Genomic DNA, 12,385 nt, shown 5'->3' with positions numbered 1-12,385 from the left:
ATTATAAAATAGGTTTGTATTTATCATTGAAACTTGTGGTAATCTGCTCGCCGAACTCCTGAAAATGATATTCGAGAAGATTGTCTAAGTAGGCGTAAATGGTTATCTTATCTTCGCCTATTACCTGTACGATCCGAGACAGTTTCTCATGGAAATCCGGTCGAATATATACCGTTTTGCCATCACGGGCATTGGTACCAGGTCTTTTGAAAAATATACTTTCGTAATCCTGTTCATTTACTTTTTTGGTTCTATTACGTTCCTTCAGTAAAGGTTTTTCCTGTAACGGTTTCATAGGAGCTTCGGGTTCTTCCGGCGGAAGTTGCAACCCTTCCTTTTTTACTCCATCTACCATTAAATTCATCATTAGCTCTTCGTTGATTTCAGGAATAGCTTTTTTCTTATTGTCTTTTTCCATACTATTATAATTGAACGATTCTTAAAAATTCCGTCATAAACTGGTCTAAGCGGCAAGCTTTCATCAAACGTTCATCGGGAGGCATTAAAGTTGAACGAAAAACGGTCTTGGCACCGGCTTCGCTCTCCTTGCGGAAACGTGTGCTGTTCATGATAAGGCATTGCATCAGACTTAATCCCAACTCATCAATCAATTTATTATAAACATCATACAAGGGCGAGCGTTCACGACCATCTACCTGATTCCAAAACAGGTTAATGGTTACAATGGAGGTTTCTCCTTTTTTCATAATAACATCCTTCATCAGCTGGGTAAAAATGAGCGTACTTTCCATAACTACACGATCTGCTATGATAGGTGTGAAAATATGGTGCATCCCCGCCAGAGCTTTCAAAATACCGGGAGTGTTTACTGTACCCGGAAGATCAAAAAAGATAAAATCAACCGGAAAAGAAATGGATTCTAAAAAATCATGCGCAGCTTCCAGTACACCTTCAGCTTTATGTTGAATGATTGGATAAGCTTTTTTGTTAATGGTTGTAAATTGTTTGAATGCCACCCTTTTTAAAAATTCATTTTCCATCACCATAGCCAAATCACGGGTCTTCATTTTCATTAAACTATGTTGTGGAAAATCGGCATCGAATACGGCTACATTGTAGCCCAAGCGATAATGTAGCGTACTGGCCACAAGTGCCGTAAAGGTGGTTTTGCCTACACCTCCCTTTTGGGAAGAAAAAGCAATGAATACTGTTTTGTGTTCTGTTTTCATTTTTAACTGTATTTAATTATTTACTTATATCGTTGCGTTGGTAGATACTTATCTGCTATTGCCTATACGTATGCAGTTTTGTAGAAAGCTATGTGGTCATTTAAACAGGTATTGCTCTGCTTAAATACTAACATATGTACCTCTATTTTTAGGCAGCTATACATATAGGTTTGTATCATCAGACCAAGTTATATGCAAACCCAAGTCTGTAAATATGCACATATACAACTATATGATTTCATATCCTCAACTGCATCTATCCACATCCGTACGCTTGTACATACACAAGTGACTACATACATAATTAAGGAACTACATACCAACATAGTTATCTGTTTACATCCGCTTGCAGGTACAAAGAAATGCAGATATATACGTCCTTATTCTAAGGTGGAACGAATTGGCGTTCATTGGCACTGTTTGGCACTGCAACACAGCTCAATGCTCTACTGAAGAGGAGTTTACTTTGTAAAGTGATTTTTATTAACGGACTTATGCAAAAATATTATGAAATATCAAGTAAGAAAGTGAACGGCCCGAAGCCGTTTATCCCTGCTTTATTTAATCCGTCCCGAAGGGCGGATTTTTGTGTTCACCAGAACACGGCAAGTTGTGTTTTGAGGCACTCGAAACTGAGTTCGTGCCTCAAAACAACTTGCCCTGCTGGGGGCTGAAAAGCCTTCCGAAGTCAGGCTTTTTACTAAAGTTAAAAATGGATTAATGATGAACGAAAACAGTAACAGAAAACAGAATAAAGGCGGACGGACGCCCAAGAGCAATCCGAGTATTCACCGCCACGTTTTTCGCCTTACGGACGAAGAAAATGCGAAATTATTATCGCTTTTTGAAGCATCGGGAATGGTCAATAAAGCAAAATTTATCATTTCCGTATTGTTTGGAAGAGAGATTAAAACGGTCAAAATAGACAAAGCTGTGTTAGATTTTTATATGAGGTTAACCTCTTTTCACAGTCAGTTCCGTTCCATTGGCGTTAATTATAATCAGGTCGTAAAGCTGTTGTACCGCAATTTTTCGGAGAAAAAAGCAGCAGCTTATCTCTACAAATTAGAAAAACAAACGGCTGAAATGGCAGTATTATGTCAAAAAATTATTCAGCTCACAGAAGAGTTTGAAGCAAATCATTTGAAAAAATAGTGTTGAAATGATAGCAAAAATCGGAAGAGGGAGCAATTTATACGGAGCTTTGGCATACAATCAGCTCAAAGTGGAGAAAGAAAACGGGCAAATTCTGTTTGCCAATAGAATAATTGAAACACCTAATGCGCAGTATTCCATTGCTCAATTGACCCAATCTTTCGAACCTTATCTGATAGCCAACCGCAATACTGAAAAACCAATTTTACATATTTCACTCAATCCTGACCCGAAGGATAATGTAAGTGATAAAAAGTTCAAACTGATGGCTCAGGATTATATGCAGGAGCTGGGTTATGGGGAGCAGCCTTTTGTAGTATTCAAGCACACGGATATTGACCGTACCCATATTCATATTGTATCGGTTTGTGTGGATGAAGAAGGCAAAAAGATTTCGGATAAGTTTGAAAAAAGAAGGTCTATGAAGGTATGCCGTGAACTCGAAAACAAATATGGATTACTATCGGCTACGGAGAAAGGACATCGGCAGAATGACAAGATTTTTCGTCCTGTTAATTACCAAACAGGAGATATAAAAAGCCAGATTGCTTCGGTTGTCCGGTATCTGCCTAAGTATTATAAATTCCAGACGTTGGGGGAATATAATGCTTTGCTTTCCCTGTTCAATATTACCACTGAAAAAATAGAAGGCGAACTGCAAGGAAAAATCAAGCAAGGCTTATTATACTTTCCTTTAAATGAAAAAGGAGAAAAAGCTGGGCATCCACTCAAGGCTTCCCTATTCGGTAAAAATGCTGGGCTTTCGGCTTTGGAATTACATTTTGCAAAAAGCAAAGAGGCTTTGAAAGACCACCCGACAAAGCCAACCATTAAAGCTACTGTTACCATTGCCCTGCAATCAACAAGTGATGAGCAGGCTTTTAAAAAGCGATTAGGCGAACAGGGCATTAACGTAGTGGTACGGAGAAATGACAAAGGGCGTATTTACGGAATAACTTTTATAGACCATAATTCTAAAGCAATTTGGAACGGATCCCGATTGGGAAAGGAATTTTCTGCCAATACCTTTAATGATTATTGGAACCATAATATCAAACCGGAAATAAAAAGGCTTAACGAACCTCATCCAAAAATATCTCAGCACAACGCAATGAAAGATCCACCAGCCGAAAAGCCCCATGAATTATTCGATTTCCTAAACAAAGAAATCACCGCTTCCAGCACAAATGAAACTAGTATGATGGAAAGTTTTGGAGGACTGTTGCCTGAGGCACAAGGAGAAGATTACGAAGAACAGGACTTTACCAATAAAATGAAGAAGAAAAGAAGACGTAAGAGAGGTAAGTAGGTTTTACGTTTATTATGAATTCCTTATTATAAAAACACTTTCAATCCCAATGCATAGCTCCAGTACAAAATCTTCGGAGCAGTTGGTGTCTTGAACTGATAAATACCATAGACATATAATGAAAAAAGTATAAATGCTCCCCAACTCAACCCAATACACAATATACTTTGTCGTTCTGTCAGATTGAACATACCTGCAACGAATGATTTTATTATGAGTGCTGGAATAATACAGCATATTAACACACATGTTACCCAAGGTAATATCCATAACTTCCTGTTCTTTGCTTGCAAGCCAATGATAGTTCCTTTAAAAAAATAAATAATGCAGAAAATAAAGTAGGTAAATAATAGAGAGAGACCCCAAATTTTAAATTTGTCGGTTTCTTCTCCCCAGAACTTTTGAGACAGTAAAAATCCTGCATAAAAAAACATACCGAAAATAGCAGCTATTTTTAAGGCTAGAATAAAACCCCCAACGATTACAAACATTAGTCCAGTAGCAGAATCACTTTCTTCTCTTTTCTTAGCTATATATTCATCTTCACTTTCTCCTGGATCAGCATCAGGATTATTCCAATTCATATTTTTCTTCTTTAATATTGATTATCAAATTGATGATGTAACCTAAAAATTTTTCAAGAGTATAAATTTACTAAAAAATCATAATAAAATCCGAACCTAGTTGGAGCTCCTTAACGCCAAACACTGTCATGCATCGCTAATGTCTGCCACTTTTTTGTAACCATGCTGCACTGCCTTTAAATTAACAACCGAACATTTAATAATTATAAAATGCAGGGAGAAGACGATTTAAGAGGATTAGCCAAGATAATGGCTTTTATTCGGGCAGTGAGTATCCTTTTAGTACTAATGCACCTTTATTGGTTCTGTTACGGTTTCTTTATGGAACGTGGCTGGACATTAGAAATCATCAACAAAATCTTAGGTAATTTCGACAGAACGTCGGGCTTGTTTTCACACATCTTATATACCAAAGTCTTTGTTTTGATATTATTAGCATTAAGCTGTTTGGGAACAAAAGGCGTAAAGAATGAAAAGATAACTTGGACAAAAATTTATGTGGTTTTGGGAATTGGTTTTGTACTATTCTTTCTTAACACATCATTGTTAAAACTATCATTAAACATCGCTACATTTCTCTATATCCTTACCACAGGTTTGGGCTATATCTCCCTTATGGTAGCAGGAATTTGGATAAGCCGTCTGCTCCGTACCAATTTGATGGATGATGTTTTCAATAATGAGAACGAAAGTTTTCAGCAGGAAACTAAGCTAATGCAAAACGAATATTCCGTGAACTTACCCACCAAATTCTGGTACAACAAAAAACAGCACAATGGTTGGATCAATATTGTAAACCCTTTTAGAGCGACCATTGTATTGGGTACACCCGGTTCGGGTAAATCGTATGCTGTAGTAAACAACTATATCAAGCAGCATATTGAAAAAGGTTTTTCAATGTATATCTATGATTTTAAGTTTGACGACCTATCTACAATTGCCTATAATCATTTACTAAAACACACTGATAAGTACAAGGTAAAACCGAAATTCTACGTCATTAATTTTGATGACCCTAGAAAAAGCCATCGTTGCAATCCCATAAATCCAGATTTTATGACCGATATATCCGATGCTTACGAATCGGCCTACACCATCATGCTAAATCTTAACAGGAGTTGGATACAAAAGCAAGGGGATTTCTTTGTAGAAAGCCCGATTATTCTTTTAGCGGCTATTATATGGTTTCTTAAAATCTATGAAAACGGCAAATACTGCACATTTCCACACGCCATTGAACTGCTCAACAAAAAATACGCTGACGTCTTTACAATCCTAACCACCTATTCGGAATTGGAAAATTATCTATCACCCTTTATGGATGCCTGGCAAGGTGGCGCGCAAGACCAGTTGCAGGGACAAATAGCATCTGCGAAAATTCCTTTGTCAAGAATGATCTCACCGCAATTGTATTGGGTTATGACAGGAGATGATTTTTCACTGGACATCAACAACCCTAAAGAGCCGAAGATACTATGTGTAGGTAATAATCCTGACCGTCAAAATATCTATTCCGCAGCGTTGGGTTTATACAATTCAAGAATTGTGAAACTTATTAATAAAAAGGGACAGCTTAAAAGTTCAGTCATCATTGATGAATTGCCTACCATCTACTTTCGTGGATTAGACAATCTTATAGCCACTGCTAGAAGTAATAAGGTGGCCGTTTGTTTGGGCTTTCAGGATTATTCACAATTAACCCGTGATTATGGAGACAAAGAAAGTAAGGTTATACAAAATACCGTGGGCAATATATTCAGTGGTCAGGTGGTAGGAGAAACTGCCAAAAACCTTTCGGAACGTTTTGGTAAGGTGTTGCAGAAAAGGCAGAGTTTGTCAATCAACCGTAATGATACGTCGACATCCATTTCCACACAATTGGACAGCCTCATTCCTGCATCTAAAATTTCTACATTGACCCAAGGTGTTTTTGTAGGGGCTGTATCAGACAATTTTGATGAACGTATCGAACAGAAAATCTTCCATGCTGAAATTGTTGTAGACAATGATAAAGTAGCTGCTGAAACCAAAAACTATCAAAAAATACCGGAAATACTATCTTTCGTAAACGAGGCAAGAGAAGATATGATGAAGCAGGAAATCGAAGCTAATTACAGACAGATAAAATTGGATATTATTCAGGTAATTGAAACTGAATTGGAGCGTATTAAAAATGACCCTGATTTACAGCATTTGGTGCAAAAGGATAGTACAAAAAGAATCAGCCAATAAATGTAGCTTCTTGTTTTGTTCCAGATTTACATTGTTTTTAAACGCACAGAAGATTTTCCCTGAACATCATCTATTTTAATTGTACTTTTTTGCCCTTCAGTCATCTCATCTTTCGGTTCTGGAGCAATTGACAATTGTATCTTCCTATCGATGGCCGCCAGTTCAGTTTTTAGTTCGCTCAGCCTGCTTTCCTTTGTCCATGTACCATTGACCACTTCCTGAAGTACAGGCAGGTCTTTTTGCAGTTCAGCGATTTTCTTTTGTTCCTGGTCGATATAGCTGGGTATTTTTTCCAAAGCACTAAGGAAATTCATTGATGCAAGCTTTTCATCATTAGCAACTAATCCATTATTGTAGGTGTATTTTATATTACCCTCGCCCTGTACCAAAAACCGATTGACCCTAATGTCAACACCCTCTTTTTCGGAAATTTCCGTTTTAACCAACAATGCAAACCCATATAGGCTGCCTATTTCTTCATATTGACCACCAGTACGGGCTTTATCTGCAATTTGGTTAAGTTTGGCTCCAATCTGTTTTACATCAACATTAGGCGATAATCCATCAAGTTGGACAAGATTCAGTATCGTACCGTCCTGTCGTTTTTGTATACGCTGTTGCAGGTTTTCCCAATCGAGGCTCATTCTTTCCAATCGTGACCTAGCAGACTCCAGTGTAGTGATACTGTCTTCCAGCTTGTATTTGGAACTGAATTTGGAACGGTTGAATGCCTGCTTCTCACTTTCCAATCCAGCAACCTGTTTCTCCAGTTTTGCTTTTTCCAAAAGGTCGGTATTCCCCGAAAGGATAGCTACGTATTCCGAGAAATTCATTCCCGATTTTTCATCCATACTGCCTTCATCAATGGTTCGCTTTCCGAGATTGTTGGCTTTAAGCTGGTCAATAAAAAGCTGTTTATTGTACAGCAGATTAAACTTGTAGCCATCCAGCGATTTTTCGACTGCATAGATAATTACATCTACCTTGTTATTGGCAAAGAATTTGGCAATTTCATTGCCTTTGCGGACGGCCCTTCCGTCACGTTGGGCAAGATCGCTTGGTCTCCACGGCGTATCTAAATGATGGACAGCAACTGCTCTTTTCTGCGCATTTACACCAGTTCCCAACATACCTGTAGAACCAAACAGAACACGGATTTTTCCATCATTCATTCCGCTGATAAGCTCTTTACGTTGCTTATCATTTTTAGCTTCCTGTATAAAACGGACTTCATGTGGCGGTATGCCGTGATTTTCTACAAGTTTACGTTTTATTTCTCCATAGACGTTCCATTCTCCAGGTTTGTAAGTACCTAAGTCTGAAAAAATAAACTGCGTTCCTTTCTGTGCATGGAATTTTTGATAGTATTTAGCTATATTGGCAGCACAATGGGAAGCTTTGCTATCGGGATGGTCATCGTATTTTCCACTTACCATCCGCATATCGAGCGACATCTTACGGGCATAATCTGTAGCAATCAACATCTTTGCTTTTTCTTCGCGATCTGTCAGCGGAGGTCTCCCTAATAAGATAGCATTACCTGATTTTGCAAACTCCATCAATTTCTGGATGAATACTTCCTGATCAGGCGTAGGTGGTATATTATAAAGCACCTCGTTCTTTTCCGGACGATCTATACCAATATCCTTAGCGGTTCTGTAATCTGTGATTTCCGAATAAAACTGTGCCAGTTCCGGCACTTTGATAAAGTAACGGAAGCGTTCTTTTGACACTATATTATTCGCTACCGAAAACTCATAATCAATCGTCTTTCTTGCATAGATAGCCGCCCACGCATCAAAGCAGTTAATACCTTGTTTTTCCAATGCTCTTGGACGGAGATATTTAAACAACAAGTATAACTCGGTTAAGGAGTTGCTAATGGTTGTTCCCGAAAGAAAGGTAGCACCCATATCGCCTTTTATGAGATCCTGAATGGTTCGGATGGCAAAAAGCAGGTTCATGGCTTTTTGGCTTCCCATCATATTACCCAAACCCGCAACCCGGTCATGGCGGGTATTGAACATTAGGTTTTTGAACTGGTGGCTTTCATCAACAAATAAATGGTCGATGCCCATCATCTTAAAGTCCACTACATCATCTTTTCTGTTTTCGATGTCGTATTCCAATGTTTTCAGCCTAACTTCAAGATTCTGTTTCCTGATGATTACACCTTTGAGCATTCCCCTTGAAATCTCCTTGCCCTGTGCTTCTAAGGTGGCAAGATTATCTTCCACGCTGTTGAGTTCGACTTGCAGGATTTCCTTTTGCATTTCTGGCGACTGAGGTATCATGCCAAACTGATCATGCGTCAATATCACGCAGTCCCAATCGTTGTTTTTAATATCTCCGAAAATCCGTTGCCTTTTCTGTGGGGTAAAATCTTCTTTACCAGGATACATAATTTTAGTGTGTGGGTAGGCTTCACGGTACGTTTCTGCAATCTCATGAACATTGGCTTTCAATCCTATTATCATAGGTTTGTGTACCATTCCCAAGCGTTTCATCTCTTGTGCTGCGGTACACATCACCAATGTCTTTCCTGCTCCAACTTCGTGATCGCAAATCGCACCGTTGTTCAGTTTGATCATCCATACTGTGTCCTTTTGGCTCGAATACAAATCGTTAATACCTAAACGTTTTCTTTCCAGTCCGGGAAATTCCTGATGACTTCCGTCGTACTGCGGTCGTACAAAACAGTTAAAGGTATCGTTATATTGGTTGGTTAGTCTTTTTTTGAACTCATCGTTTTGGGCGTGAAGCCATTCGGTAAATGCTGTACGTATTTCATCAATCTTGGTATTCGCCATCTGTATGGCTTCCATATCCCGTACCTTGATCTCCTTATCATCAATCATGACCTTTTTGGTAATATCAGGAGTGGTGTTAACTAATGCATTTTTCAGCAGAGCAATCCCGTCAAATGTTCGACTTTCTGACTTGACGGCATATTTATCCCATATATGTACATTTTTCTGGTCGCATTTTATAGAAAAGTCATCAGAAGTCTCAGAATATTGAATGCGCACCTCTGTGTCGAAAAGATGAGAAGCGAAGCGAGCATAGATCCCTGTCGGTATCCAGCGTTCACCAAGATTGAAATCCAGCTCTTCAAATTCAATTCGTCTTGGACGAGCTTCTTCTAAAGAGGTAAGGCTTTGTTTGCCCTGCCTATCATAGGGATTGTTTTCGAGATATGTTTTTACAGCTGTGGCTTTCTCCACCACATTGCCTGCAATCCATCTTTCAGCTATTTCATATTCCTTTTCCATAGGATTGTAAAAAATACGTCCGTGTAATGCCTCTTTCAAATTGTCGGATGACATACCGCTGATTTTGGACATATACCCCAAATCAACCTTGCCGTATTTGTTCAGCGATGCGGCCAACGCCTCATCGGGATTATCGGTAGCCAATGTGGTAATGGAGAAGCTTACAGGACGGTGGAAGATATCCGCTTTGTGTACCACACCGCCCACCACACGTTCCAGATAAGGAATTTCCTTACCTGAACTGTCTGTTTTGATAAGCTTGATATTATCAGCACTGTTTAGGTTGCCGTACCTTTTTACAAAGGCATCGTAAGCCTTATTAAATGTTTCTCTCTCTTCTTTATGTTCGATTTGCAGTTCGGCTTCCTTCTGATATAAATCTAGATAGCTATCCCGTACATAAATATAGGCTTCAGCTCTTGCTTTCTGCAAGGACGATAATTGCAAAGGATGAAACATTACCTCCTGTTTATCGTTATCAAAATCTTTAAGATAGCCGACCCAGCCGTTATGTACTGCAAGGCAATCGTTACGATGAAAAGATTGTATTTCTTTGGTATAAATTGCAGGTTCGGGAATAGTGTTGCCTGCGGTAATCTTTTCGATCAGACCATTTCCGTTCAGTCCTGAAAACAAATCGCCGATAACTTCCTGCGTATTCCTTTCATTTGGGGTATTGTTATTTACAGGAGAAATAGAAACAGGAGGTTGCTGCATCAAACCGCTGAACAGGTTTCTCTGATACCCGTTCACGGTTCTTTTTCTTTTGGCTGGTTGTTTTGTTGTTGCGACTGCTTTAACAGGAGTGGCAACAGCCGCCAGTTCTTCTGAATTTTCAAAGAGATCAAAAATGCTTAGTTGCCTTTCCTCTTTTACAATGTCCTTATTTGTTGTTGAAGCAGATAAAGTCTGTGTTTCCTGTGTAATGGTTACAGATTGAGCAGCGGGAGGTGTAACCGTTGGTATTATAGGAATTTCTATGACAGGCACATCGTTTCGTTCGCCTTTATACAAGCCAATATCCAGATGCTCCCCAAAATCTTCTGATAGCATTTGCTTCAGGTCTTTGGCAATTCCTTCCACACCATCCCTGTGCGTATAGATAAATGCAGGTTGCCCGTAAGGATCGGTATCTAAAACACGTGTAGTATGTATAATCCTTCCGTTATCCTGAAACAAGGCATTGCTTGGTGTATTGTATTCCGTTATTTGGCTCTGACAGAAAAGTTCTTCCACTTCTGTGAGGCTTTGCTTAACGGTGTTTTTTTGCAGTATAATCAAGTCGCTACCGACTTCCGTACCGGCATAGTCTGTAAATAGGTTATTTGGCAATCGGACTGCTGAAACCAGATTATTATCCTTCATCAATGCCCTGCGTATGGTCTCGTTCTTAGCACTGTTCAATACCCCCTGTGAAGTAATAAAAGCCAATATGCCACCCTCACGGAGCATATCAGTTCCTTTCAGGAAAAAGTAATTGTGTATGCTGCGGGCTGCTTGCACTTTTGCTGTGTCCCTGTTTCTGGAATAGGAAAGATCAAAAACGGAAGTATCACCGAAAGGGATATTACTAGCAACCACATCATAGCTATTTTGTTCTCTTTCTGGTATTTCTTCAAAACCGTTTATTCGGACAGAACTGTCGGGATAGAGCTGCTTTAAAATTTTTCCTGTAAGCAGATCCTTTTCATAAGCGGTAACCTGAGGAGAGTCTCTATCGGCAAAAGATTTTATAAAAGAGCCGATACCGGCAGAAGGTTCTAGAAATTTTCGGATGTTTATACCGTTTTCTTTTAAGGGAGCAGAAATAGCATCAATAACCAAAGGCGGAGTATAAAATGCAGTCAGTACAGAACTCCGCATACTCTCCACATACCTTTGGTATTGCTTCTCGTCAGTTGCATTTTCTTTTAGAAGTTGATGGAGTTCTTGTGTAAGTGGAAAGAGTTCGTGTTCAGTCTTCTTCCAATGGTTAATGTCTATCGGGTTTTGGGCAGGGTTCAACACGAATTTAAGACCGCCAAATCCGCTGTATTGCATCATTAGCAGTCTTTCTCCTATCGTGGCTTTCCGTTTCTCCCTTTCCAGTTCAAAAGCAATTCGTAAGGCATCAATATTCCTTTGGAGATGTTGACGTTTACTGAAGCCCATTTTCTTCTATCCAAATGGCTATAGTTCCAGTCAGTTCGGTATAGAGCAGTTCAAACTCCGAAGAATAGGCAAAGTCATCCTCCAATTTGTAGTTTGTAAAAACAGGGTCGCAAACAGGCAACATCTTGAAGGCAAACGGTCGTAGTTCTTCGTCTGCCATTGTAGTATCAAACTCATTGCAAACCACCTGAAAAACGGTATCAAATCTGGAGAAGTACAATCCTTCAAATAAAACATAGTCAGCAATATGATCGCATTGACTGACGGGGTTTCCTGCCCGAAATGCTCCTTCATAAGCATTGGAAGCCCAACTTGAACGCTGGTCAATAAATTTAACATCATACGTTTTTTCGGGAAAGCTTGTAGTCAATAATTCTTGTAGTCGTAACCTGAAATAAGACAGGTCTTTTTGATGTGTTTCCATACTATATTTTGTTTATAATTTTGCTAAACGGATAAAATTTGAAGCATTCTGCCAATCTCAATATCCAT

Annotated in this window: 8 protein-coding genes; 3 read left to right on the top strand and 5 right to left on the bottom strand. The window is 39.1% G+C overall.

The features are described 5' to 3' along the window. Position 1: 1 nt before the first annotated feature. Both H8R22_RS09925 and H8R22_RS09920 read right to left on the bottom strand, forming a co-directional pair. The gene (locus H8R22_RS09925) at positions 2-418 is read right to left on the bottom strand and encodes a DUF3408 domain-containing protein (protein WP_131910619.1); all 417 of its coding nucleotides are present in this window, start codon (positions 416-418) and stop codon (positions 2-4) included. Between the two features lie 4 nt (positions 419-422). Next, complete coding sequence (locus tag H8R22_RS09920) at positions 423-1,190, bottom strand: ParA family protein (RefSeq protein WP_131910618.1); 768 nt, start codon at positions 1,188-1,190, stop codon at positions 423-425. Positions 1,191-1,913: 723 nt separating this feature from the next. Between H8R22_RS09920 and mobA the strand changes: the two genes are divergently transcribed. Together mobA and mobB are read left to right on the top strand one after the other, a co-directional pair. Next, positions 1,914-2,345 (top strand): conjugal transfer protein MobA, encoded by a 432-nt coding sequence (gene mobA / locus H8R22_RS09915; protein WP_131910623.1) that lies wholly within the window; start codon positions 1,914-1,916, stop codon positions 2,343-2,345. 7 nt (positions 2,346-2,352) lie between these two features. Continuing rightward, on the top strand, positions 2,353-3,654 hold the full coding sequence (gene mobB, locus H8R22_RS09910; protein WP_131910617.1) for a conjugal transfer protein MobB: 1,302 nt from the start codon (positions 2,353-2,355) through the stop codon (positions 3,652-3,654). A 26-nt stretch (positions 3,655-3,680) separates the two neighbouring features. On the opposite strand, the gene H8R22_RS09905 is transcribed toward mobB, so the two are convergent. Further along, positions 3,681-4,238 (bottom strand): hypothetical protein, encoded by a 558-nt coding sequence (locus H8R22_RS09905; protein ID WP_131910616.1) that lies wholly within the window; start codon positions 4,236-4,238, stop codon positions 3,681-3,683. Between the two features lie 210 nt (positions 4,239-4,448). Between H8R22_RS09905 and mobC the strand changes: the two genes are divergently transcribed. Beyond that, complete coding sequence (gene mobC, locus H8R22_RS09900; protein WP_166137744.1) at positions 4,449-6,470, top strand: conjugal transfer protein MobC; 2,022 nt, start codon at positions 4,449-4,451, stop codon at positions 6,468-6,470. A gap of 26 nt (positions 6,471-6,496) precedes the next feature. Here the strand turns inward: mobC and H8R22_RS09895 are convergent, their stop codons facing one another. Both H8R22_RS09895 and H8R22_RS09890 read right to left on the bottom strand, forming a co-directional pair. Next, positions 6,497-11,893, bottom strand: coding sequence for an N-6 DNA methylase (locus H8R22_RS09895; RefSeq protein WP_166137747.1), 5,397 nt, complete (start codon positions 11,891-11,893; stop codon positions 6,497-6,499). Next, on the bottom strand, positions 11,880-12,317 hold the full coding sequence (locus H8R22_RS09890) for a DUF1896 domain-containing protein (RefSeq protein ID WP_166137750.1): 438 nt from the start codon (positions 12,315-12,317) through the stop codon (positions 11,880-11,882). The genes H8R22_RS09895 and H8R22_RS09890 overlap by 14 nt, the downstream gene beginning before the upstream one ends. Positions 12,318-12,385 lie beyond the last annotated feature (68 nt).

This window comes from Flavobacterium kayseriense, assembly GCF_014305095.1.
Classification (GTDB): Bacteria; Bacteroidota; Bacteroidia; order Flavobacteriales; family Flavobacteriaceae; genus Flavobacterium; species Flavobacterium kayseriense.
This window is presented reverse-complemented; position numbering and strand designations above follow the sequence as displayed.